Raw genomic sequence first — 22,986 nt, forward strand, 5'->3', positions numbered from 1 at the left:
TCGGGTCGTCCGGCTGCTCGTCCGGCGGCTCGTCCGGCGCCGAAGCCCGGGTCAGCTCGCGGCGGCGAGGACCGGCGCGGGACCGAGGGCGGTGAGGAACTGGTCGACGACCTGGCCGAGGGCCTCGGCCGTAGCCGGGGCGACCGTGACCTTGCCGTCCTCCCCGACGACGATGTCCTTGTCGAGGGTGAACCAGCCGGGAACGATGTGCCGGGCGCCCATGGAGCTGAGGACCGGCCGCAGCGCGTAGTCGATGGCGAGGACGTGGGCGGTGGTGCCGCCGGTGGCCAGGGGCAGCACGGTCTTGCCGGTGAGGGCGTACTGCGGGAGCAGGTCGAGCAGGGCTTTGAGCACGCCGGAGTAGGCGGCCTTGTAGACGGGGGTGGCGATGACGATCCCGTCGGCCCGGTCGAAGAGTTCGGCGGCCTCGACGACGGCCGGATGCCTGAAGTCCGCTCCGAGCAGGGCCTCGGCGGGGATCGTCCGGATGTCGAGCGGGACGACCTCGTGGCCCTGGGCGGCCAGGCGCGCGTCGAGGTGGCGTACGAGCTTTGCCGTACGGGAGGAGACGGAGGGGCTGCCGGAGACGGACAGGACGGTGGCCATGGGCCCTCTTTCTGGAAGCCGGTGGTGCCCGAGCGGACGGGCACCCCGGACGGGAGTGGCTGGAAGTGCGGGGTGTGCAGGCGTGGTCGGCCTTCACCGCGGCGCTTTCGCGGAACTTCACGGAGCAGCACCGGACTTCGCGGAAATTCTCCCGGCGTTTCGAATCAGGCACGCCGAATCAGGCACGCCGAATCAGGCACGCCGAATCAGGCACGCCGAATTCGAGGTCGGAGTCCGAGATACGGAGTCGGGGTGCAGGCGCGCGCTCGTGGAGAACGCGTTCGCCTCGACGCGTGCGCCGCCGAGGCGAATTCGGGCGGAAAAAGAAAACGCGCGGCGGATCGGGGAGAGGTGATCAGGCCGCGGAGCGACAGGAGGCGCTGGAGACGCGTGCGAGGTCGACATGGCGTCGCCGCGTGAGGTCCAGTCGCATGTTCATGCCGTTGATCGTGACAGCCGTCGCCGACGACCGTCAAGAAGAAGCCGATCGGGTCTCGTATCGCGGACCGTCACTTTTCACGCCGGACGGCCGGCAGCCCTTGTAAGGGTGGGGAATTCGGCGCGCATTCCGCACCCGTGCGAACGGAATGGGCCGGGGCACTACGGCCGATGACGCGGTACCCGGGGCACTTGCGCCCCGGGCACCGCACGGTCACCTGGCAGCGTTCCCGTCCTCGTCGGCACGTATCTTCCCCGGCCACCAGGCGCGCTCGCCGAGGTCCCGGACCAGTGCCGGCACCAGGAGCGAGCGCACCACGAGGGTGTCGAGGAGGACCCCGAAGGCCACGATGAAGGCGATCTGCACGAGGAAGGCGAGCGGGATGACACCCAGCGCCGCGAAGGTCGCGGCGAGCACCACTCCGGCGGAGGTGATCACCCCGCCCGTGCTGACCAGGCCGCGCAGCACACCTTCGCGTGCACCGTGCCGCAGTGACTCCTCGCGGACCCGGGACATCAGGAAGATGTTGTAGTCGACGCCCAGCGCGACCAGGAAGACGAACCCGTAGAGGGGCACGGAGGGGTCGGTGCCGGTGAACCCGAGGACGTGCCGGAAGACGAGCGCGGAGACGCCCAGCGTGGCCAGGAAGTTCAGGGCGACCGTGGCGACCAGCAGGACAGGCAGCAGCAGGGAGCGCAGCAGGCCGGTCAGGATGAGCAGGATGAGGACGAGGACGACGGGGACGATCAGGGTGCGGTCGCGTTCGGCGGTGCGCAGGGTGTCGTACTGCTGGGCGGTGTAGCCGCCGACGAGGGCGTCGGCGCCGGGCACGGCGTGCAGGGCGGTCCGCAGGCGGGCCACCGTCCGCTTCGCGGCGTCGCTGTCGGCGGCGGCGTCCAGGGTGACGTCGACCCGTACGCGCCCGTCGACCACCAGGGGCTCGCCGCCGGGCCGTCCGGTCCTGTCGACGGCGGCCGCCGTCGCGACGCCGTCGGTGTCCCGGGCGGCGGCGAGCACCCGCTCCAGCCGGTCCGCGTCCGCGACGACGACGGCGGGGTTGCCCGAGCCGCCGGGGAAGTGGTCGCCGAGGGTCTGCTGCGCGGCGACGGAGGGCGCGTCGTTCACGAAGGTCTCGTCCAGGGGCACGCCCTTGGAGGTGAGCGTGGGCGCGAAGGCGGCCCCGGCGAGCAGCAGGGCCAGGGTCAGCGCCCACACCCGGCGCGGCGCCCGGTCGACGAGGTCCGCGACGCGCCGCCACACACCCTCGCCCTTGCCCGGGGCGTCCGACGGGCCGCCGGGCCGGGCGGGCCAGTAGGCGGCGCGGCCGAGCGCGACGAGGACGGCGGGCAGGAACGTGAGGGTGGCGAGGACCGCGCAGGCGATGCCGATGGCGCCCACCGGCCCGAGCGCACGGTTGTTGGTGAGGTCGCTGAGCAGCAGGGCGAGGAGGCCGAGGGCGACGGTAGCGGCGCTGGCCACGATGGCGCCCCAGGACTGGCGCAGCGCGGCCCGCATGGCCGTGAAGCGGTCGGCGTGCGCACCGAGTTCCTCGCGGAACCGGGCGGTGAGCAGCAGGGCGTAGTCGGTGGCGGCGCCGATGACGAGGATCGACAGGATGCCCTGGACCTGCCCGTCGACCCGGACGACGCCCTGGTCGGCGAGCGCGTACACGACCGCGCAGGCGAGGCCGAGGGCGAACACCGCGCCCAGGATGATCACCAGGGGGAGCAGGACGCTGCGGTAGACGAGGAGCAGGATCACCAGCACGGTGAGGAGCGCGACGGCGAGCAGCAGGCCGTCGATCCCGGCGAAGGCGTCGGAGAGGTCCGCCTGGCTGGCGGCGGGGCCCGCCAGCTGGACGGTGGTGCCGGGGACCCGTTCGGCGGCGGCCCGCACCCGGTCCAGGGTGCCGGGCAGGGCGTCGCCGAGGTCGGGTCGCAGCGGGACGACCCCGCGGAGCGCTTCGCGGTCCTCGGACAGCAGGGCGGGCGAGACCTGTCCCGCCACGCCGGGGGTGCCGTCGAGGGAGGCGAGGGCCCGGTCGGCCGCGGCGCGCCGGCCGGCGAGGCCCTCTCCGGTCCAGACGACGATCGCCACGAGCGTCTCGTCCTGACGGAAGGCCCGCTGGGCGGTGATGACCTCGGTGGATTCGGCGCTGCGCGGCAGGAACGCGGCCTGGTCGTTGGTGGCGACCTCGCCGAGGCGTCCGGCGTAGGGGCCGAGGACTCCTCCGACGACGAGCCAGACGGCGATCAGCAGCAGGGGAACGAGCCGGCGGGCGCGTCGGGGGGTGGTGGGCATGGTGCTCCAGGCTCAGGGGCGGACGGATCTCACTGTCGCGATCACGGTCTCGATCACTGTCTCAATGAGAAACAATCTCAATGATTGAGTTTGTTTGTCGGCGGCGATCATAGACGTCACCGCTGCTTCCGCCCGCACCCGGCCCCTGGATGCACCTCGGCCCGCCCGGTCGGCATGTCCCGTCGCCGGGCCGGTCAGCGGGCGCGGTCGGCGCTCGCGCCCAGTTCCTCGTTCATCGCGGCGAGGAAGCGCACCACCACGGCCAGTTCGTCCCCGGTGAACCGTGCGCGGGCGGCGTCCGTGGCCTCCGCGAGCGGCCGGAAGTAGGTACGGGCGGCCGCGCGGGCGTCGGCCGCGTAGTACAGGTGGACCACCCGGCGGTCGGCGCTCTCCCGGACCCGGCGGACGTGCCCGGCGCGCTCCAGCCGGTCCACGCAGGCGGTGACGGCGCCGGAGGTGAGTCCGAGGTGTTCGCGCAGGCGTTTCGGGGTCATGGGGGCGTCCGCGTCCAGGATCGCCGCGAGGGCCTGGACGTCCGTCGCGTGCAGTCCGTGGTCGCCCGCGAACGCGTGCACCAGCCGGTTGATCTCGCCGTTCATCCGGCGCAGCGCGACGGCGAAGGCGTGCAGATCGGTCGCTGCCGCGGGGCCGCCGGACCCGTCCTCGCCCGCCCGGCGCCCGGGGTCGTTCACTGTGGCCACGCGGTCAGCGTAGCCGTCCCGCCGATCACCCGATCGCGCGGCGGTGGCCCTGCGGCGCATCCGCGACCGCGTTCGCGGTGGAAGGGATGACGAGGGGGGACGCCGACGCGAGGAACCGAGGAACCCATGACGGGAGACGCACGCGACAGCGGACCGCTCTGCCTGGTGACCGGCGCGACCGGGTACATCGGCGGGCGGCTCGTCCCGGAGCTGCTGGAGGCGGGCCTGCGGGTGCGCTGTCTGGCGCGCTCCCCGGAGCGGCTGCGCGACCATCCGTGGGCCGGCTCCGTCGAGGTGGTCCGCGGCGATGTCACCGACGCGGAGTCCGTGGCGCGGGCGATGCGGGGTGTCGACGTCGGCTACTACCTGGTGCACGCGCTCGGGACCGGCACGGACTTCGAGGAGACGGACCGGCGGGCGGCACGGATCTTCGGGGAGCACGCCCGGGCCGCCGGGGTGCGCCGGCTCGTGTACCTGGGCGGGCTCACCCCGTACGGCGTGCCGGAGCGGGAACTGTCGCCGCATCTGCGTTCGCGCGCCGAGGTCGGCCGGATCCTGCTGGACTCCGGGGTGCCCACGGCGGTCCTGCGGGCGGCGGTGGTGATCGGCTCGGGGTCGGCCTCCTTCGAGATGCTGCGCTACCTCACCGAGCGGCTGCCGGTGATGGTCACCCCCAGCTGGGTGCACACCCGCATCCAGCCCGTGGCCGTGCGGGACGTGCTGCGGGCGCTCGTCGGCTCGGCCGGGCTGCCGGACGACGTCAGCCGGACCTTCGACATCGGCGGGCCGGACGTGCTGACGTACCGCGCGATGATGCGGCGTTACGCCGTCGTCGCCGGGCTGCCGCACCGGCTCATCCTGCCGGTGCCGATGCTCTCCCCCGGGCTGTCCAGTCACTGGGTCGGGCTGGTGACGCCGGTACCGGCGTCGATCGCCCGGCCGCTCACCGAGTCGCTGCGGCACGAGGTGGTCTGCCGGGAGCACGACATCGCGCGGTACGTGCCGGACCCGCCCGGTCACCCGGTCGGCTTCGACGAGGCGGTACGGCTCGCGCTGCGGCGGGTGCGCGAGGCCAAGGTCGCCACCCGCTGGTCGTCCGCCTCGCTGCCCGGCGCGCCGAGCGACCCGCTGCCCACCGACCCCGACTGGGCCGGCGGCAGCCTCTACACCGACCACCGCGAGCTGTGCGTGGACGCCCCGCGCGCGTCCCTGTGGCGGGTCATCGAGGGCATCGGCGGCGACAACGGCTGGTACTCCTTCCCCCTCGCGTGGGCCGTACGCGGCTGGCTGGACCGGCTCGCGGGCGGGGTGGGCCTGCGCCGGGGCCGCCGGGACGCCGCACGCCTGCGGGTGGGCGACTCGCTGGACTTCTGGCGCGTCGAGGAGATCGAGCCGGGGCGGCTGCTGCGGCTGCGGGCGGAGATGCGGCTGCCGGGTCTGGCGTGGCTGGAGATGTACGCGGACACCGACGGCACGGGACGCACCGTGTTCCGTCAGCGGGCCCTGTTCCACCCGCACGGCCTGCTCGGTCACGCCTACTGGTGGAGCGTTGCCCCCTTCCACTCCGTGGTGTTCGGCGGCATGGCCCGCAACATCGCGCGGGCGGCGACGGCGGACGCGGCCGCCCGGGCGCGGGAGGAGGCGCCTCTGCCCTGACGTGCGCCCGGCGCCCGCGCCCGGCCCGTTCCGGGCGCCCCGCGCCACCGTGCTCCCGCCCCGCCGCCGGTCCGTGCATCCGCCGGGTGCCTGCGGCCGGAAGCAGCCGACGCCCCTCCCTCTTCTTCCCGGAGCCGACATGAACGTCTCGGTCGTCCTGTTCACCTGCGATCTGCGGCTGCACGACCATCCGCCGCTGCGTGCCGCGCTCGACGGATCGCGGCAGGTGGTCCCGTTGTTCGTGCGCGACCGGGACGTGACCGGTGCCGGGTTCGCGGCGCCCAACCGTCTGGCGTTCCTCGCCGACTGTCTGCGCGACCTGGACACCGGGCTGCGCGAGCGGGGCGGCCGGCTCGTGGTCCGCTCCGGGGACGTGGTGGAGGAGGTGTGCAAGGTGGCCGCCGAGGCGGACGCCGACGAGGTGCACCTCGCGGCCGACGTCAGCGCGTACGCCCAGCGCCGCGAGGAGCGGCTGCGGCGCGCGCTGGAGGCCGAGGGCGTACGGCTGCACGTCCACGCCACGGTGACGTCCGCCGTGGACCCCGGCGCGGTGCTGCCGGCCTCCTCGGACCACTTCGCGGTCTTCACCCCGTACTTCGGTCACTGGTCGCGGCAGCGGCTGCGGGAGGCGTCGGCCGCCCCGCGGGCCGTGCGCGTGCCGGACGGTGTCGGCTCGGAGGAACTCCCCTCCCGCGCGGGGCTGTCCGGCGTCTCCCCCGGTCTGGCGTCCGGCGGCGAGACGGAGGGCCGCAGCCGCTTCTCCGCCTGGCTGCGGTCGGGCATCGAGGCGTACGAGGACCGGCACGACGACCTGGCCGGCGACGCCACCTCCCGGCTCTCGCCCCATCTGCACTTCGGCACCCTCTCCCCCGTCGAACTGGTGCACCGGTCCCGGCGGGCGGGCGGTCCGGGCGCCGAGGCGTTCGTCCGGCAGCTGGCCTGGCGGGACTTCAACCGCCAGGTGCTGGCCGCGCGTCCGGCGGCGGCGAAGGCCGACTACCGCGCCAAGCACGACCGTTGGCGTACCGCGCCGGACGAGGCCGAGGCGTGGCGGGACGGCCGCACCGGCTACCCGGTGGTCGACGCGGCCATGCGCCAGCTCCGCCACGAGGGGTGGATGCACAACCGGGGCCGGCTGCTGACGGCGAGCTTCCTCGCCAAGACGCTGTACATCGACTGGCGCGTCGGCGCGCGGCACTTCCTGGACCTGCTGGTCGACGGGGACGTGGCCAACAACCAGCTCAACTGGCAGTGGATGGCCGGCACCGGCACCGACACCCGCCCCAACCGGATCCTCAACCCGGTCACCCAGGCCAAGCGGTACGACCCGGACGGGGAGTACGTACGGCGCTGGGTGCCCGAGCTGGCGGACCTCGCGGCGCCCGCGGTGCACGAGCCCTGGAAGCTGAGGGGACTGGACCGTGCCGGGCTCGACTATCCGGAGCCGGTCGTCGAACTGGCGGAGGGACGGGAGCGGTTCCTGCGCGGGCGCAGTTCCTGATCCGGCCGGGCCGCCCGCCCGTACAGTCCGGCCAGCGCCTCCACCGCCTCCGCCAGCGAGGACGGCCGGACCGTACCGGGCGCGGGGCGTCCGTGCCAGCCGGGGCCGCCGAGCACGACGAGCGGCTGCCGGCGGGCGCCCTTCACCCCCCAGCGCATGGCGGCGACGTGGCCGGCCAGCGGCGGACTCGCCGTGGAGCGGGCCTGGGCCCACAGCACGACGGCCACCGGGCCGAGCCGCTCGACCGCCGCCGTGAGCGCCTCGGCGGGGACGGCCGCGCCGAACATCCGGGCGGGCACGCCGAGTTCGCCGAGTGCCGCGCCGAGCGCCTCCAGCGGCAGGCTGTGCTGTTCGCCGGGCACGCAGGCCAGGACGACGGGGCCGGGGGCGGTGGCGTCGTGACCGGGCGCGGGTGCCCGGGTGTGGCGGCGCAGGGCGGTGGAGACGTGCCAGGACAGCAGGTGCTCCACCTCCACGTAACGGTCGCCGGACGACGCCCACTTGCGGCCCACCGCGTGCAGCGTCGGCACCATCACGTCCTGCCAGGCCACCGTCAGCCCGTGCCGCTCGACGGCCCCGGCCAGCAGGTCCTCCACGGCCGGGGCGTCGAGGCGTACGGCGGCGCGGGCGAGGCCCCGGCACTCCTCGCGGGTGCCCCCCGGGGACGACGGCCGGGCGGGCCCGGGGCGGTCCCCGTGGAACGGCCGCGCTCCCCCGGTTCCCTCCTCCGCCTCACTCTCCGCCGGGATTGCGGTCCCCGCGCGTGCCACGCGTGCCGCCTCGCCCGGGGGCAGTCCGGCGGACGTCAGCCGGCACATCTCCTCCAGCACCGCCACGTCCCGCGGGCTCCAGCGCCGATGGCGGCCGTCGCCGCGCACCGCGGGCCCGATGCCGTAGCGGCGGTCCCAGGACCGCAGCGTGGTGGGTGACACGCCCAGCCGCCGGGCCAGGGCACCGCTGGTCAGTCCCGGATCGGCGGGGCTCTCCTCCCCGTACGCAGCCATGCGGCGATCATACGATGCAGAAGCGATGCGATTTGAAGCCCCGCCTCACGGGCTCGCACGATGGCGCCATGCGCACCGCCCGGCGTGAGGAGCCGCCCTCGTGAGTCCTGTGGGTCCGACCGCCGTGCTCGCGGACGAGGAACTGGCGCGGGGCCTGGTGGCGGGCGACGACGACTGCCTGGCCGCCGCGTACCACCGCTGGTCGACGCTGGTCCACGCGCTCGCCCAGCGCAGTCTCGGGGACAGCGGGGAGGCCGAGGACGTCACCCAGCAGGTGTTCCTGGGGGTGTGGCGTGGCCGGCACGGCTATCGCTCCGAGCGCGGCGCGATGGGGGCCTGGATCGTCGGGATCGCCCGGCGCCGGATCGCCGACGCCCTGTCCGCGCGGACCCGTCGTGCGGACCTGGTCATCTCGGCGGGCGCCGCGCTCACGCACGGCGGCGGGCACGACCGCGCGGGCCCCGAGGCCGTTCTCGACCGGATGCTGATCCGCGCCGAACTCGCCGGGCTTCCCGCGCCCCAGAGGCTGGTCCTGCACCTGGCCTTCTACGAGGACCTCACCCAGCTGCAGATCGCGGAGCGTACGGGCCTGCCCCTCGGCACCGTCAAGAGCCACACCCGGCGAGGTCTGCGGCGGCTGCGGAGCCGTCTGGGCGGCGGGTCCGGCGGCGATTGAGACACCCACATCGCAAGGACATTCGACGCACAAACGTTTCAGTTGATCCGAGAGCGGTCCGCGCATCCGCGCACCGGCCGGTCACGGAAGTAGCAGGCGCGGGGCCGACGACCGGGGCGCTTCCGGTCGAGGGCGCGGCCCCCGCCAGGACCCGCCTCCGAGGAGCGGTCGGCGCTCTTCGGGGGCGGGGTCCGCCCTCCCGGACCCTCGACTCCGACGACTACACATAAGGGAAAAATAAGAGCAGAATGAACGTACGCGGCGCCAACCGCCCACTCGCCGGACGCGGTCGGGCCTGCGGAGTTCAAAGGAGTTCGAGTCATGGCCAACGTCTCACACAGGAGTGACATCACCAGCCACCCCGACGCACCCGAAATGCAGGCCCGGTTCGCCCGCATGCTGGGTGGTCGTGATGTGGCACTCGTGGACGGACCGGTGTTCCTCCTCGGTCTGTACTGCGCCGTGTCCCCGTGGATACTCCACTACACGACGAGCCAGCCGGCGCTCGCGTCCCACAACCTCGTCGTGGGCATCGCCATCGGCCTGCTGGCCCTCGGCTTCACGGCCGCACCGGACCGGATGTACGGGCTGAGCTGGGCCATGTGCGCGCTGGGCGTGTGGATGATCGTCGCGGCGTGGATCGTCGGGGACAGCCCGGACGCCGGTGTCGTGGTCAACAACATCATCATCGGCTGCCTGGCGCTGCTGCTGGGGCTGATGTGCGCCGGTGCGGCGGCGAGGGGCACTCCGCGTGCGGGCCGCACGCCGCAGGTGTAGAACAGGACGCCCGCGAGGGGTAACGGCGGCCGGCTCGCTTCCGCGGGCCGGCCGTCGCCGTCGGGACCGCCGTACGCGTCCTCCCCGGCACCGAGCCGTCAGAGCCTCCGGTCCCACGAGGAGGCCCCGGGTCCGGCGCGGACGGGCGGCATCTGTACGCACCGGAATTGCGTTGCGGGACGTCCTGACCGGTGGCTAGCGTCTCCGGGCCTCGTCATCCGCCCACCGACCTGTCCCGGAGCCCTCTTGCCCCCGCGCGTCACCCCGCTCGTCGATCCCGCCGCCACCCCGTCCGGCCACCGCCTCGCCTGGCTGGCGTCCGCGCCGGACGGCAGCCCTCTCGGATCCGCCTTCCTGCGGCTGTTCACCAGGGACGGTCAGTCCCACCTGGCCGAGCTGGAGGGGGCGGTGCACCCCGCCGAGCGGCGGCAGGGCGTCGGCACCGCGCTCCTCGACGCCGCGCTCGGCTCGGCACGTGCCGACGGCCGGCGCGCGGTCGTCGCCCAGGCCGAGCGGGGCTCCCCGGGCGACGCCTTCCTGGCCGCCCGCGGCTTCCGCCCCGTGCTGACACTGACGTACGCCCGGCTCGACCTCGCCACGATCGACCCCGGCCACTTCACGCGGATCCTCGACGCGCCCCGTCCGGGCTACCACCTGACCAGCTGGACGGGCGTCGTACCGGACGGGCTCGCAGGCAGCTACGCCGCGTCGCGCCGGGCGATGGACGACATGCCGATGGGCGACACCGACTACGGGACGGTGGTCTGGGACGTGGAACGCGTCGTCGCCGCCGCCGAGGCGATCGCGCAGCGCGGCGACTCGCTGTACACCGTGGCCGCGGTGCACACGTCGAGCGGCACCGTCGTGGGCTTCTCGGAGCTCGTCCTGCCCGGCGACGGCCGGGGCGAGGGACAGCACTACGGTACGGCCGTGCTGCCGGAGCACCGGGGCCACGGGCTGGGTCTGTGGATGAAGGCGAAGTCCGTGCTGCACGCCCACGGCCGGGTCCCCGCCCTGCTGACCGACACGGCCGCGGAGAACGTCCCGATGCGCCGGGTCAACGACGCGCTCGGCTACCGGCCCACGCACACGTCCATCGAGTACCAGCTCGACCTGTGACACGAAGGGCGCCGCTCCCCGCCCGGCCGGTCAGGAGGACTCCGCGCTCCCCACGGCGTACTCGTACGGCGTGGTCGTCGTGAGCGGCTCGAAGCCGAGGCGGGCCAGGATCGGGCGGCTGGTGGCGAGCGCGTCGACCTGCACGTAGCGGTAGCCGCGGTCGGCGGCGACGCGGGCGCGGTGGGCGACCAGGGCACGGTAGAGGCCCCGGCCCCGCCATGCCTCGACCGTTCCACCGCCCCACAGGCCGGCGAAGCGGGTACCGGGGACCAGTTCCATCCGGGCGGCGCTCACCGGTTCGTCGCCGACGAGCGCCACCACGGCCACCACGGACTCGGGGTCCCCCGTGAGCTGGGCCAGCAGCTGGTGGCGCATCCGGGTGCTGTCCGTGCCGAAGGCCCGCTCGTGGACGCGGGCCACCATGTCGACGCCCGCGCGGTCGGTGACCGGGAGCAGCCGTACGCCCTCGGGCGGTTCGACGTCGAGGCTCAGGTCGGCGACCTCCGCGACCATCAGCGTCTCCTCCGGGTCGGCCGTGAACCCGGCGTCACGCAGGCGCTGCCCCAGGTCGACGGGGAGGTCGTGGCCGTACAGCTTCCACTCGAAGTCGCGGCCGAGGCCGGAGAAGTACCGGATCTGCTCGGCGATCGCCGCGTCGGCGCCCGCCTCGTCCAGGTCGGACCAGACGACGCCGCTCCAGCCGTTCTCGAAACCGACCTGCCGCACCACCCCGCCGACGCGCTCGATCCGGGCGCCGGGCCCGTCAGGGCGGGCGCCCTCGCGCATGTCCCGGTCGAACAGTGCCAGCACAGCAGCGTGATCCATACCGCTCACTCCATCATCAGTCGTTCACCCTGGCAATGGAATTCGCCCGCGCGCGGTAGCCGAGAAGGAGTGAGCCGGGCGGGACGGGGCAGGCGGTCCGGGTTCCGTCCTCGCAGCCCGGAGACCTCCCCCGATGTCCGAAGACGCGGTGCAGCACACCGGCCCGGCGCCGTCCGTCCCGCCCGAGCGGGCGGGGCCGCGGGCCGGGCGGACCTCGCGGGACCCGTACTTCGACAACGCGAAGTACCTGACCGTCGTCCTGGTGGCCTGCGGGCACGCGTGGGAGCCGCTGACGTACGGCAGCCGGACCGTGACGGCCGCGTATCTGACCGTCTACGCGTTCCACATGCCCGCCTTCGCCCTGATCTCCGGCTACTTCTCGCGGAACTTCGACATGGCGCCGGACCGGCTGAGGCGGCTGATGACGGGGGTGGTGCTGCCGTACGTCGTGTTCGAGACGGCGTACACGCTGTTCTACCGCTGGGCGCAGGACGATCCGGGCTACCCGCTGAGCCTGCTGGACCCCTGGTACGTGATGTGGTTCCTGGTCGCGCTCTTCGTCTGGCGGCTGACCACGCCCCTGTGGCTGATGCTGCGTCATCCGCTGCCCGTCGCGCTGGGCCTGGCGACGCTGGCGGCCGTCTCCCCGGATCTCGGCGACGACGTCTCCCTGCAGCGGGTGCTGGGGTTCCTGCCGTTCTTCGTGCTGGGGCTGACCCTGCGGGCCGAGCACTTCGAGCGGCTGCGGACCCGCCGGGCACGGCTGTGTCTGCTCCCGGTGGGCCTCGGGGCGTTCCTGGCCGCGTACCGGGTGGCCCCGTGGTTCGACGCGGGCTGGCTCTACCACCGGGGCAGTGTCACCGGTCAGGGCGTGTCCCGCTGGACGGGCCTGCTGACCACGCCCGCGCTGTTCTGCCTGGCGGTGCTGCTGACGGCCTGCTTCCTGGCCTGGGTGCCGCGCCGGCGGCTGTGGTTCACCGCGCTGGGCGCCGGCACGATGTACGGCTATCTGCTGCACGGTTTCGTGATCAAGTGGGCGCGTTTCCGGGACTGGTACGCCGTGGAGTGGGTCCACACCCCGCTCGGGCAGCTAGCGGTGACGGCCGTCGCGGCCGGCGGCATCACCCTGCTGTGCACCGCGCCCGTACGAACCGCTCTGCGCTGCGTCGTCGAGCCGCGCATGGAGTGGGCGTTCCGCAAGGAGGACGCCGCCGCCCCGCCGCCCGGGACTCCGGACACTCCGGCCGGGTCCGGGGCGGAGGGCACCGTCCCCTCGTCTAGCCGAGTTCGAGCGTCGTGATCCCGTAGACGCGCTCCGTCGCGTACGGGCGGACCGGGCCGGTGTACATGCGGGCCGTCTCGAAGGACGGGGTCAGCCCGTACTTCTCGACCAGCGCCACGGCCGCCGCGTTCGGCTCCGGCACGTCGATGGCCAGCGCGCGGCCCGCGGCCTCGGCGGCGAGCCCGGCGAGGAGCGCGCGGGCGTCGGCCGGGGTGTCGGCGAACAGGGGGCCGATCCGCAGGGCGTCCCGGCCGGGCCGGATCACGCCGTAGCCGGCGAGCCGCCCGTCGACGATCCGCGCGAGGGCCCGGTGTCCGTCGGTGGTGAGCCAGCGTTCCAGGAAGCGGGGGCGGTCGGCCGGGTGGCAGGCGTTGTCGTACGCGGCGAGGGACGCGGCGTCGCGGACCGGCACGAGGCCGTCGGGCGGGGCGGCATCCGGGATCACTCCCGCGTAACGGTAGGTGCGGTGGGCGGGCTCGAAGCCGGACCGGCGGTAGTTGTCCTGCTGCGCGACCACGCCGTCGAGGCCGACCGTCCGGTCGCCGGCGTGGGCGAGCGCGGTCCTCCAGGTGGCGAGGCCGTGTCCCCGGCCGCGCAGATCCGGGCGGACCAGGTAGAAGCCGAGGAAGGCGTGGTCGGCGCCGTAGGTGACGACGGAGACGGAGGAGACCGGTTCACCGTCGAGCCGGCCGATGAAGAAGCCCTCGGGGTCCTGCGCGAAGAAGCACGCCGGGTCCGAGAGCCCCGGGTTCCAGCCCTCGTCGCCCGCCCATCGGGCGACCACCGCCCAGTCGTCGGGCGTGGCCCGGGTGACGACGAGGTCCTGATGCCCCGCAGAGGTCATCTGCGCGCTCCTTCGCTGACGCGGGTGCGCGGCCGGCGGACGGCCGCGGGCACGGTGGTCGGCCGCGCCCCGCAGCATCCTCGCCGACGCCCGGTCGCGGCCGCGACGCCGGAAACGGCCGATGCCGCCGGGCGAGGGGCCCGCCCGCCGGTCCCCGTCACACGGACGAGCGACCCGCTCCCGGGTGCGCTGCGGCGCAGGGTACGGCGGTTGCGGCCGTTCCGCCCGCTGGGAGGCGTGGCCGGGAGGGGCCGCCTATGGTGATCCGGGGGTCGTCCCCGGTCGCCCCGGCCGGGTGTCCCGGGAGGCACGCATGCGGTCCACGCACAGACGGTGCCCGCTCGCCGGAGCCGCGGTCGCGGTGCTGGCCCTGCTGGGGGCCGGGCTGCCGGCCACGGTGGCGGGCGCCGGCCGGCAGCAGGACGCCGAGCAGGCCGACCTGAACCGCTTCTACCGGCAGAAGATCAAGTGGGCGGCGTGCGAGGGTCTGGAGGCACCCCGGGATCTGCGCTGCGGCAAGGTCACCGTGCCGCTCGACTACGCGCGGCCCCGGGCGGGCACCCTCGACCTGGCGGTGGCCCGCTACCGGGGCACCGGCGACCCGCGCGGCTCGCTGCTGCTGAACTTCGGCGGCCCCGGCGGCCCGGGCGTCCCCGAACTCGCCTACAGCGGCGCGGACTTCATGGATCTCACCAACGGCTACGACCTCGTCTCGTTCGACCCGCGCGGGGTGGGCCGCTCCTCCCCCGTCAGCTGCGGCGACGGCACCGAGGAGGCGCTGGAGGCGACCGACGACGGAACCGACGCCGACCATCCGCAGGAGGCCCTGACCCGGCTGCGGCGGGCCGCCGCCGCGTGCCGGAAGAACTCCGGCCCCGTACTCCCGCACATCGGCACCCTCGACGCCGCCCGCGACCTGGACGTGATGCGGGCCGCCCTCGGCGACAAGAAGCTCAACTACCTCGGTTTCTCCTACGGGACCCGGCTGGGCGCGGTCTACGCGGCGCGGTTCCCCGACAAGGTGGGCCGCATGGTCCTCGACGGGGTGGACACCCTGACCGAACCGCTGACCGAGCAGGGACTGGTCGGCGCGGCGGGTCAGCAGACCGCGCTGGAGGACTACCTCGACGCGTGCACCGAGCAGCTGACGTGCCCGTTCGGGCAGGACTCCCGCTCGGCCCGCGAGCAGGTCGTCGCCCTGGTCCGATCGCTGGACGAGTACCCCGTGCCCTCGGACTTCGGGGCGGACTTCACGGGTCAGGACCTGGTGGGCGCCATCGGTCACGCCCTCTACAGCGAACAGCTGTGGCCGCTGCTCACGCAGGCGCTCAACATGCTCGTCCACGACGGCGACACCCGGGGCGTCATGGCCCTCTCGGGCGGCGGCTTCGCCCCGCACACCGCCCTGTACCGGTCCGTGGCCCCGGCCCGCCCGCACGAGCCCGCCGAACCGACCGCCTCCGGGACCCCGACTCCGCACGCCGGGCTCGTCGACGCCGAGAAGGTGCCGATGGACAACTACCCGGCCGCGCTCATGGCGATCAACTGCGCCGACGATCCCGACCGGCCCACCGCCCGGAGGATCACGGACGACCTGGAGGATCTGCGGGATGCCTACGAGGACGCCTCCCCCGTCTTCGGCGCCTACCGGCTGACGCAGGTGCTGATGTGCTACGGCCGCCCCGCGGGCACCGACTTCATCCGCGAGAAGGTACGGGACGTCGACACCCCGAAAATGCTGCTCGTGGGCACCCGGGGCGACCCGGCCACCCCCTACCGCTGGACGGTGGAGACGGCGAAGCGGCTCGGCTCCTCGGCCGTCGTCCTCGACAACAAGGGCAAGGGGCACACCGGTTACGGGTCCTCCTCCTGCGTGCACGAGAAGGTCGACGACTTCCTGCTGTTCGGGACGCTGCCGGACGACGGAAGTTCATGCGGAGCCGACGACTGAGCATCGGGCTTGTAACACGCACAGGTTCGGTACAACCCCGCGCACACCCCGGACGTCACACTGGGCAGACGTCACGAATGCGCGTGCCGTACCTGTACGTGACCAATACTGGGGGATTCCACCGATGCGTATCCGTTCCTTCCTCACCGTCTCGACCGTGGCGACCGCCGGCGCCGCGCTGCTCATCGCCGCCGCCCCGCAGGGACTGGCCGCCCAGCCCGCCACCAAGACGCCGGTCTGCAAGTCCAAGGTCCTCAAGCTGGCGGCCAAGCAGGCGAAGGACACGCGGGTCGTGCACATCAGTGTCAAGAACACCGGCACCCGCACCTGCACCATCGACCGCCTGCCCGTGGTCACCTTCGGCGACCTGGACGGGGCGGCCCAGCCGGTGCCGTCCGGCGAGAGCGGCCCGTACAAGGTCGGCGCCGGCAAGACGGTCCACGCGGCCGTCCGTACGATCGCCGACCTGAAGGACCCGGAGGCCCGTCGCGTCGACACGGTCACGGTGTCGGCCAACCCCAACCTCTACGGCCGCACGTTCACCCTGAAGCAGCTCGGCGCGAGCAAGAAGGTCAAGGTCTGGGAGCCGGTGACGACCTGGTGGAAGCCGTCCAAGGCCGCCGCCGACAAGGCGCTGGAGAAGGAAGTCGGCTGACCGCGGCGACGGCCGCACGGCACTGAGGCACTACGCCACCACGGCACCGAGGAGCCCGTCGGCGCGCACCCCGAGGGTGCGTACCGGCGGGCTCGCCGCCGTCCTCGGCAGGCCGTCGGAACCTTTCACGGCGAGGTCCGGATTACCCCAAATGCCCGACACGCGGATCGGTCCTATCGTGAAGTCATGGAGCATGCCCTCAGTCCCGCGACCCTCACCGAACTGCGCCGTCCGCGGCCCTACCCCGCGGTCTCGGTGCTGACACCGACCCACCGCAGGGAACCGGAGAAGGCCCAGGATCCGGTCCGGCTGCGCAATGTGGTCGCCGAGGCCAGGAAACGACTGGAGCGCGATCCCGCCGTGACGCGCGAGCGGCGCACCGATGTCGTCCGGCAGCTCGACCAGGCGCTGGCCGAAGTGGATCTGGCGCACACCGAGGACGGTCTGGTGATCTTCGCCGCGCCCGGTGAGCACCAGGTCTGGTCCCTGACCCGGCCCGTACCGGAACGCGTGGTGCTCTCGGACACCTTCCTCACCCGGAACCTGGTGGCGGCGCGGGCAGCCGAGCGGTCCTTCTGGGTGCTCTCGGTCGCCTCGGACCGGGTCACGCTGTGGAGCGGGGACGGCGACCGGGTCACGGAGGCGCACACGGGCGGCTTCCCCCTGACCCGGGAGCGCGACAACTTCGACGCCGAGCGCCAGGAGCGGACCGGCGACCTGCCGTCCGCCTTCCGCGACGAGGACACCCGGCGTTTCCTGCGGAACGCCGACACCGCGCTGGCGCGGGTCATGCGCGCACGGCACCGGCCGCTGTACGTCACCGGGGCGCCGGCCGCGCTGGCCCTGTTCGACGAGATGGGCACGGTCACCCGGGACGCCACCCACCTCCCGCACGGCGGTCTGGCGCACGGCACCCCGGACGCCGTGTGGCAGGCGATCGGGCCCCTGGTCGCCGCCCAGGAGCGCAGGAACGCCGACCTCGTGGCCCGGCGACTGGAGACGGCGCGCGGCAGCAAGGAGTTCGCGGCCGGTCTCGACGAGATCTGGCAGAACGCCCAGCAGGGCCGTGTGGGGCTGCTGGCCGTCGAGGAGAACTACCGCGCGAGCGTCCGCTCCGCCGGGGACGGCGCCGGCCCCGGCGGGGCGGGGGGCGGCCATCTCGTGCCGGCCGAGAGCGGCGACCTCGACGCCCGCGAGGACATCGTGGACGAGATCGTCGAGCGGTGCCTGGACACCGGTGCCGAGATCTTCTTCGTCCCCGACGGCATGCTGGGCGACGCCCGGGGCATCGCGGGGGTCCTGCGCTACTGAGCCGCGCGGGCCGTCACACGCCGCGCAGGAGCGACGTCAGCCCCCGGTCGAGTGCCGGGCCCAGCTCCTCCCGTCCGGCGGGGACGACGCCGTAGCTGCGCAGCAGGAAGCGCTGGAGCGCCGCCTTCTCGAACCGGAGGAGGGCGGTGCCGTACGGGGAGTGCAGTTCCACCACGGTGCGCAGACGGCCGCAGGGCCAGATGTGCACGTCGCCGTTGCCGGAGGGCGCCCCCACCCCCTTCTCCAGCAGCTCACGGGAGAAGGTCCAGGTCACCATGGTGCCGTTCAGCGAGATGTCCGCCGGGAAGTCGAGGTGCACGGCCAGCGGGTCGTCGGAGCAGTAGCGCAGGCTCGCGGGCACCGGCACCTCCCGGTCCTCGGCGGTGACGAGGAGAGCGCGGGCGGGCTGTTCCAGCGTGACGGTCATTGAACGGTCTCCGTTTCGGTGAAGCTCTTTCTGCGACGCGGGCCGACCCGTGCGCCCACGTGCGTTCTCGACCTCGCGGAGGGTTTTCGTGGCCCGCGCCGCTCTGGATTCATCGTTGTGACCCAAGTCACTCAAGCCCCTTGGGGAGCAGTCGCACATATGCCCTTCGAACACGGGAATGAAAGACGTGCGACAGGAACCGACGCTCCGTCAAGTCACGTACTCTTCCTACGACTTGGGGCCGACGAAGACACACCGACACACGGGGGAAGATCCCGACCGCAAGGACGGTGACATATGCCGGAAGCACCACCGCATCGTGTCTTGCCAAATCCCTTACAGCGCGTCGCGGGCTGTGCAACAGTCGTAATCGGCCCTTACGTCAGCGTTGGTCGTACCGTCCCCCATCGGAGTACGTGATGCCGTCCCCTCTCTCTGCGGACCGTTCTTCCGCCCAGCCGCCCCGCCGCGGCACGGTCGACGCCCTCATCTCGCAGACGCGGCGGCTGCGGGGCGACGTGGACGCCGTACGCCGTGACGCGCCCGTCGACACGGAGGACCCCGAGGTCCGCTGGCAGCGCGCGCTCTACGACCTGGCCTTACATCAACTCAGCGACCTCGACGACCACTTGGCCCAGCTGCGGGACGGCCCCGCCCCGCCGCCGGCCCCCGCGTCGGCCGCCCCTCCCCCGGTGCCCCCGCGCCCTTCCCTGCTCAGCCGGGTCGGCAGCGCCGAGTGGAACCTGCTCACGGACGAGGCCGACTGGTCCGGGGAGCTGTACCAGATCCTCGGCCGTGACCCCGCCTCCCCGCCGCTCACCCTCGACGAACTGCCGTCACTGGTCCTCGACGAGGACCGGCCGACGCTGACCGCCATGGTCACGGACTGTCTGATCGACGCCAGACGCATCGACGGAGAGTTCCGGATCGTGCTCCCCGACGGCGGGGTGCGCACCGTGCACATGATGGGCGAGCCCGTCCTCGACGAGGGCGGCGCCACGGCCTCGATGTGGGCCGTCCTGCGGGACGTCAGCGAACTGCGGCGCAGCGAGCGGGTGGAGAGCGAGACCCGTGACTCGCTGCACCGGCAGCGGCACATCGCGCAGACCGAGCACCGGCTCGCGGTCGCACTGCAGGAGGCCGTGCTGCCGCCGTGGCGCGCCTCCCTGCGGCTCCCCCGGCAGGGCCCCGAGAGGCTGGATCTGGCCGCCCACTACCTGCCCTGCTCGACCAGCGCGCTCATCGGCGGCGACTGGTACGACGCCCTCGAACTGCCGGGTGGCGAGAGCCTGTTGAGCGTCGGCGACCTCACCGGACACGGTGTCACCGTCACCTCCGGCATGGCGATGCTGATCGGCGCCCTGCGCGGCATGGCGATGGCGGGCACCGAGCCGGGCCCGCTGATGGCCTGTCTCAACCAGTTGCTGGACAGCACCGTGCAACCGGCCCTCGGCAGCGCCGTCTGCTGCCGCTACCGGCCCGCGACCCGCACCCTCGTATGGGCGCAGGCGGGGCACCCCGCCCCGCTGCTGTTCCGCGACGGGACGGGGCACGTGCTGACGGCGCCGGACGGCGTCCTGCTCGGAGCCACCTCGGGTGCCGTCTACGGGCAGGCCGAAGTGACGCTCGAACAGGGCGACCTGCTGCTCCTGCACACCGATGGACTGGTGCCCCGGCGCGACGGAGAGGCGGCCGTCGAGCGGCTGCTGGACCTGGCCCCGCGGTTCGGCGGAGCCCGTACGGCCCAGGAATGTGTACGGACGGTGGTGGAGGAGTTCGGCGAGGCCGAGCGTGCCGACGACGCCTGTGTGCTCGTCGCCAGGGTCAGCTCCTGAGGACGTACCGGTGACGGCTCCGGACGGTCCGGAGGCCGTGCACGGCGCTCACGCCGGGGCGATGTCGCCCCTGTTCTTCGACTGGGGCTTGGGCAGCGCGAGTTTGAGCTCCTCCCGCAGCTCCTGGATCTTCGGGTAGCTGGAGTACTGACCGGTGAGCCGGTACATCTCACGCAGCCGGTCCCAGGTGCGGTGGGAGGAGTTGGAGCCCATCGACATCAGGGCGAGGCGGGCGTACCGGTCGGCCTGCTCGGGGTCGTCGCCGATGAAGCAGGCCGAGGCCATGGACAGGAAGTCGAAGATCTTGGACCGCTGCCGGCCGTCGACGCGCAGCTCCAGGGCCTTCTGCGCGTAGTGCTGGGCCTGCTTGGCCGCGGCCGGGTCGTGCTCCGCGAGGGTGCGGTAGGCCAGGGCCTGCATGCCGTACAGGTCCTCCTCCTTGAACATCTGCATCCAGCTGGGCGGCGGCACGTCCGACCGGTCGGAGACGAAGAGGTCCTCGGCCTGTCCGAGCGTGCGGCGCATGGCCTGGCCCTTGCCCATGGACGCCTGGGCCCAGGCCTCGACGGTGTGGAGCATGGCCCTGGTGCGGGGCAGCACCTGCTCGCCGGAGCCGGAATGGGCGAGCTTCATCAGGTCGAGCGCCTCGTCGGGCTTGCCGAGGTGCACCAGCTGCCGGGCCGCCCGGGAGAGGGCCTCGCCGGCGCGGGGCCGGTCACCGCCCTCCCGGGCGGCGTGGGCGGCGATGATGAAGTACTTCTGGGCGGTGGGTTCGAGGCCGATGTCGTGCGACATCCAGCCGGCGAGGACGGCGAGGTTGGCGGCGACGCCCCACAGGCGCCGCTGGATGCGTTCGGGGTGGTGGTAGGAGAGCATGCCTCCCACCTCGTTGAGCTGTCCCACGACAGCCTTGCGCTGCAGCCCGCCGCCCCGGGCCGCGTCCCAGGCCCGGAACACCTCGACCGAGCGCTCCAGTTCCTCGATCTCCTGCACCCCGATGGGGGCCGCCTCGTAGCGGTCGTACCCGGCGGGGTCGGCGTGCAGGGGGTCGTCGAGGTCGGGGGCGTCGGCCGCGAGGGCCGGATCGGTGTGCAGCCAGTCGTGCATGGCGCTGCTGAGAGCAGGTCCCGCGGTGAGCGCGACACCCGCGCCCACCAAGCCGCGTCGGTTGAGCATGAGGTCCATTCCCGTGAATTCGGTGAGGACCGCGGCAGTCCGTTCGGGCGCCCACGGCACGCCGTCGGGATGCTCCGCATTCCCGCCGCCCCGCCGTTTCCCCGTACGCCCGTGCCGGACCAGACCGAGGTCCTCGATGGTCACGACACGGCCGAGACGCTCGGTGAACAGGGCCGCCAGCACCCGCGGTACGGGATCGCGCGGGATCTCTCCCATGTCGATCCACCGCCGCACCCGTGAGGTGTCGGTCGCCAGCTGGGGGTGGCCCATGGCCGCCGCCTGCCGGTTGACCAGCCTCGCGAGCTCTCCCTTGGACCAGCCGGCCAGGCCGAACAGGTCTGCGAGTCGAGTGTTGGATGGTCCGCTCACGTCAAGCCCCCAGGTTCTCGGCTGAGTTGAATGTAGCCCGCTGTCAGTTGCACGGGGACTATTCGCCAGGCTTCGCCAGGGTGCGCTACATGGTGTGCCACGGCCCATCCGGTGTCAGGTAGGAAAGCGCCACCCCGACCCGGTCGGCCCGACGGGCACTCCCCAGGGTGCCCCCGGACGGCCGGGGCGGGCAGCGCGTGACATTGCCGGCACACGAAGGGATCTGTCTCCCCCATGTACGCAGCATCGTCCTCCGTGTCCGCTCCTCCCCGGTCGCTGCACCCCCGCCAGCCGGGCGGCGGCGGCCCCTACCTCGACCCCACGCGTACGGCGGCCCCGGTGCTCGGTGCCGGACGGGCGCGGCGCGCGCCGGGGCTCGGCACCCAGCCGCTCAGCGGCAGACTGGACCTGTCGGGTCCTCAGGGCGCGCAGCTGCGCACGGCGATCGCGTCGGTGCATCGCATCTGCCCCGAGTTCACTCCGGTCCAGGTGCTGCGCCGCAGCGGCCGTTCGGTGCTGCTGGTCGGTACGACCGGGCGCAGTACGGCCGTCGCCAAGTGTTTACTGGATCATTCCTCCATCTGGGAGGAGCGGCTCCGGCACGAAATAGCCGCATACCGCTCGTTCGTCCGGCACCGCCCGCCGGTGCGGGCGCCGAGGCTGATCGCGGCGGACCCGGACAACTGCACCCTGGTCATCGAGCGGATGCCCGGCCGGGTGGCCGCCCTGCAGCGGCATCCGGTGGAGGCGCCGCCGCGCGCGGACATCCGGGCGGCGCTCGGCGCGATCTGCCGGCTGAACGCGTGGCGGCCGCCGGCGGGGACGTTCGACGCCCCACTGGACTACGCGGAGCGGATCTCCCGTTTCCATGAGCTGGGGCTGCTGACCGACCGGGACATGGGAGACCTGCAGAAGCTCCTGCACGGCATCGCGCACGCGTCGGGCCGGCAGGGCATGGGCCAGTTCTGCCACGGCGACGCCCTCCTGTCGAACATCCTGCTCTCACCGGCCGGTCCAGTGCTGGTGGACTGGGAGCACGCGGGCTGGTATCTGCCGGGGTACGACCTGGCCACGCTGTGGGCGGTACTCGGGGACGCGCCGGTGGCGCGGCGGCAGATCAGTCAGCTGGCGCAGTCGGCGGGCCCGGCCTCGCGGGACGCCTTCCTGGTGAACCTGATGCTCGTCCTGACCCGGGAGATCCGTACCTACGAGACGGCCGTCCAGCGTTCGATGCACGACACGACCCCGACGGCACCGGGCCCGGCCCACCCGGCTGCCGCGCCGTCCGGCGAGGAACAGCGGTTGCTGCTCAGGCGGCTGCACGACGACTGCCAGTTGGCCCGCAAGGCCGTCCGGGCGGCGGTCGGCACTCGCTGAAGGAACGAAGGTCCGCGGTGCGCCCCTGTGCAAGGGGGTGGCGCACCGCGGGCCTTCGCCGTGTCGGCGGCCCTTCCGCGCCGCGACGCGGGCCGTCGAGCAGGGCGGCCCGCGTCGTCGCGGGTGACCAATCACCGCCGAAGGGACCTCCTGC

19 protein-coding genes are annotated in these 22,986 nt (G+C 73.4%); 11 read left to right on the plus strand and 8 right to left on the minus strand.

From position 1 onward, the window contains the following. Positions 1-51: 51 nt before the first annotated feature. The 3 genes from ssuE to PYR72_RS02650 all read right to left on the minus strand — a co-directional run bounded on the left by ssuE (position 52) and on the right by PYR72_RS02650 (position 4,038). Positions 52-606, minus strand: coding sequence for an NADPH-dependent FMN reductase (ssuE, locus tag PYR72_RS02640; protein ID WP_275453660.1), 555 nt, complete (start codon positions 604-606; stop codon positions 52-54). A 652-nt stretch (positions 607-1,258) separates the two neighbouring features. After that, positions 1,259-3,346 (minus strand): MMPL family transporter, encoded by a 2,088-nt coding sequence (locus tag PYR72_RS02645; protein ID WP_275453661.1) that lies wholly within the window; start codon positions 3,344-3,346, stop codon positions 1,259-1,261. A gap of 194 nt (positions 3,347-3,540) precedes the next feature. Then, positions 3,541-4,038: a MarR family transcriptional regulator gene (locus PYR72_RS02650; protein ID WP_013005899.1), complete on the minus strand. Its 498-nt coding sequence runs from the start codon at positions 4,036-4,038 to the stop codon at positions 3,541-3,543. Positions 4,039-4,173: 135 nt separating this feature from the next. Here PYR72_RS02650 and PYR72_RS02655 point away from each other — a divergent pair, with 135 nt between their 5' ends. Further along, entirely contained in the window at positions 4,174-5,703 is a 1,530-nt protein-coding gene (locus PYR72_RS02655; RefSeq protein WP_275453662.1) for an SDR family oxidoreductase, read from the plus strand. Between the two features lie 139 nt (positions 5,704-5,842). Then, positions 5,843-7,204 carry a deoxyribodipyrimidine photo-lyase gene (locus tag PYR72_RS02660; protein WP_275453663.1) on the plus strand — a complete coding sequence of 454 codons (1,362 nt, stop codon included), beginning with the start codon at positions 5,843-5,845 and terminating at the stop codon, positions 7,202-7,204. Here PYR72_RS02660 and PYR72_RS02665 read toward each other — a convergent pair. Next, positions 7,138-8,208 carry a MerR family transcriptional regulator gene (locus PYR72_RS02665; RefSeq protein WP_275453664.1) on the minus strand — a complete coding sequence of 357 codons (1,071 nt, stop codon included), beginning with the start codon at positions 8,206-8,208 and terminating at the stop codon, positions 7,138-7,140. The two genes, PYR72_RS02660 and PYR72_RS02665, sit on opposite strands and share 67 nt — an antisense overlap. Before the next feature lie 100 nt (positions 8,209-8,308). Between PYR72_RS02665 and PYR72_RS02670 the strand changes: the two genes are divergently transcribed. The 3 genes from PYR72_RS02670 (at position 8,309) to PYR72_RS02680 (ending at position 10,780) form a co-directional block, all read left to right on the plus strand. Continuing rightward, entirely contained in the window at positions 8,309-8,884 is a 576-nt protein-coding gene (locus tag PYR72_RS02670; RefSeq protein WP_275453665.1) for a sigma-70 family RNA polymerase sigma factor, read from the plus strand. A 321-nt stretch (positions 8,885-9,205) separates the two neighbouring features. Continuing rightward, the gene (locus tag PYR72_RS02675) at positions 9,206-9,661 is read left to right on the plus strand and encodes an SPW repeat protein (protein WP_059083055.1); all 456 of its coding nucleotides are present in this window, start codon (positions 9,206-9,208) and stop codon (positions 9,659-9,661) included. Positions 9,662-9,907: 246 nt separating this feature from the next. After that, complete coding sequence (locus tag PYR72_RS02680) at positions 9,908-10,780, plus strand: GNAT family N-acetyltransferase (protein ID WP_275453666.1); 873 nt, start codon at positions 9,908-9,910, stop codon at positions 10,778-10,780. A 30-nt stretch (positions 10,781-10,810) separates the two neighbouring features. Here PYR72_RS02680 and PYR72_RS02685 read toward each other — a convergent pair whose 3' ends face one another. After that, a complete protein-coding gene (locus PYR72_RS02685; RefSeq protein WP_275453667.1) occupies positions 10,811-11,605 on the minus strand; it encodes a GNAT family N-acetyltransferase in 795 nt (264 codons plus the stop codon). A gap of 133 nt (positions 11,606-11,738) precedes the next feature. Between PYR72_RS02685 and PYR72_RS02690 the strand changes: the two genes are divergently transcribed. Continuing rightward, positions 11,739-12,905, plus strand: coding sequence for an acyltransferase family protein (locus tag PYR72_RS02690; RefSeq protein WP_275453668.1), 1,167 nt, complete (start codon positions 11,739-11,741; stop codon positions 12,903-12,905). On the opposite strand, the gene PYR72_RS02695 is transcribed toward PYR72_RS02690, so the two are convergent. After that, positions 12,883-13,731, minus strand: coding sequence for a GNAT family N-acetyltransferase (locus PYR72_RS02695; protein WP_275453669.1), 849 nt, complete (start codon positions 13,729-13,731; stop codon positions 12,883-12,885). The genes PYR72_RS02690 and PYR72_RS02695 overlap by 23 nt on opposite strands. Before the next feature lie 313 nt (positions 13,732-14,044). On the opposite strand from PYR72_RS02695, the gene PYR72_RS02700 reads away from it, so the two are divergent. The 3 genes from PYR72_RS02700 (at position 14,045) to PYR72_RS02710 (ending at position 17,648) form a co-directional block, all read left to right on the plus strand. Beyond that, complete coding sequence (locus PYR72_RS02700; RefSeq protein WP_275453670.1) at positions 14,045-15,682, plus strand: alpha/beta hydrolase; 1,638 nt, start codon at positions 14,045-14,047, stop codon at positions 15,680-15,682. A gap of 124 nt (positions 15,683-15,806) precedes the next feature. Then, complete coding sequence (locus tag PYR72_RS02705; protein ID WP_275453671.1) at positions 15,807-16,337, plus strand: DUF4232 domain-containing protein; 531 nt, start codon at positions 15,807-15,809, stop codon at positions 16,335-16,337. 186 nt (positions 16,338-16,523) lie between these two features. Beyond that, entirely contained in the window at positions 16,524-17,648 is a 1,125-nt protein-coding gene (locus PYR72_RS02710) for a chemotaxis protein (RefSeq protein ID WP_275453672.1), read from the plus strand. 13 nt (positions 17,649-17,661) lie between these two features. Here the strand turns inward: PYR72_RS02710 and PYR72_RS02715 are convergent, their stop codons facing one another. Then, positions 17,662-18,075 (minus strand): SsgA family sporulation/cell division regulator, encoded by a 414-nt coding sequence (locus PYR72_RS02715; protein WP_275453673.1) that lies wholly within the window; start codon positions 18,073-18,075, stop codon positions 17,662-17,664. 419 nt (positions 18,076-18,494) lie between these two features. Here PYR72_RS02715 and PYR72_RS02720 point away from each other — a divergent pair, with 419 nt between their 5' ends. Next, positions 18,495-19,910, plus strand: a complete 1,416-nt coding sequence (locus PYR72_RS02720; RefSeq protein WP_275453674.1) for a SpoIIE family protein phosphatase — start codon at positions 18,495-18,497, stop codon at positions 19,908-19,910. A 48-nt stretch (positions 19,911-19,958) separates the two neighbouring features. Here PYR72_RS02720 and PYR72_RS02725 read toward each other — a convergent pair whose 3' ends face one another. Next, positions 19,959-21,455 carry a hypothetical protein gene (locus PYR72_RS02725; RefSeq protein ID WP_013005884.1) on the minus strand — a complete coding sequence of 499 codons (1,497 nt, stop codon included), beginning with the start codon at positions 21,453-21,455 and terminating at the stop codon, positions 19,959-19,961. A gap of 234 nt (positions 21,456-21,689) precedes the next feature. Here PYR72_RS02725 and PYR72_RS02730 point away from each other — a divergent pair, with 234 nt between their 5' ends. Next, complete coding sequence (locus PYR72_RS02730) at positions 21,690-22,832, plus strand: aminoglycoside phosphotransferase family protein (RefSeq protein WP_275453675.1); 1,143 nt, start codon at positions 21,690-21,692, stop codon at positions 22,830-22,832. Positions 22,833-22,986: the final 154 nt, after the last annotated feature.

The organism is Streptomyces sp. VNUA24, from assembly GCF_029167005.1.
Lineage (GTDB): Bacteria > Actinomycetota > Actinomycetes > Streptomycetales > Streptomycetaceae > Streptomyces > Streptomyces scabiei.

Coding starts and splice junctions, on each gene's coding strand:
- PYR72_RS02730 (WP_275453675.1), top strand. CDS start 21,690: ATGTACGCAGCATCGTCCTCCGTGTCCGCTCCTCCCCGGTCGCTGCAC.
- PYR72_RS02705 (WP_275453671.1), top strand. CDS start 15,807: ATGCGTATCCGTTCCTTCCTCACCGTCTCGACCGTGGCGACCGCCGGC.
- ssuE (WP_275453660.1), bottom strand. CDS start 606: ATGGCCACCGTCCTGTCCGTCTCCGGCAGCCCCTCCGTCTCCTCCCGT.
- PYR72_RS02675 (WP_059083055.1), top strand. CDS start 9,206: ATGGCCAACGTCTCACACAGGAGTGACATCACCAGCCACCCCGACGCA.
- PYR72_RS02710 (WP_275453672.1), top strand. CDS start 16,524: ATGGAGCATGCCCTCAGTCCCGCGACCCTCACCGAACTGCGCCGTCCG.
- PYR72_RS02655 (WP_275453662.1), top strand. CDS start 4,174: ATGACGGGAGACGCACGCGACAGCGGACCGCTCTGCCTGGTGACCGGC.
- PYR72_RS02690 (WP_275453668.1), top strand. CDS start 11,739: ATGTCCGAAGACGCGGTGCAGCACACCGGCCCGGCGCCGTCCGTCCCG.
- PYR72_RS02695 (WP_275453669.1), bottom strand. CDS start 13,731: ATGACCTCTGCGGGGCATCAGGACCTCGTCGTCACCCGGGCCACGCCC.
- PYR72_RS02720 (WP_275453674.1), top strand. CDS start 18,495: ATGCCGTCCCCTCTCTCTGCGGACCGTTCTTCCGCCCAGCCGCCCCGC.
- PYR72_RS02645 (WP_275453661.1), bottom strand. CDS start 3,346: ATGCCCACCACCCCCCGACGCGCCCGCCGGCTCGTTCCCCTGCTGCTG.
- PYR72_RS02700 (WP_275453670.1), top strand. CDS start 14,045: ATGCGGTCCACGCACAGACGGTGCCCGCTCGCCGGAGCCGCGGTCGCG.
- PYR72_RS02660 (WP_275453663.1), top strand. CDS start 5,843: ATGAACGTCTCGGTCGTCCTGTTCACCTGCGATCTGCGGCTGCACGAC.
- PYR72_RS02665 (WP_275453664.1), bottom strand. CDS start 8,208: ATGGCTGCGTACGGGGAGGAGAGCCCCGCCGATCCGGGACTGACCAGC.
- PYR72_RS02715 (WP_275453673.1), bottom strand. CDS start 18,075: ATGACCGTCACGCTGGAACAGCCCGCCCGCGCTCTCCTCGTCACCGCC.
- PYR72_RS02685 (WP_275453667.1), bottom strand. CDS start 11,605: ATGGATCACGCTGCTGTGCTGGCACTGTTCGACCGGGACATGCGCGAG.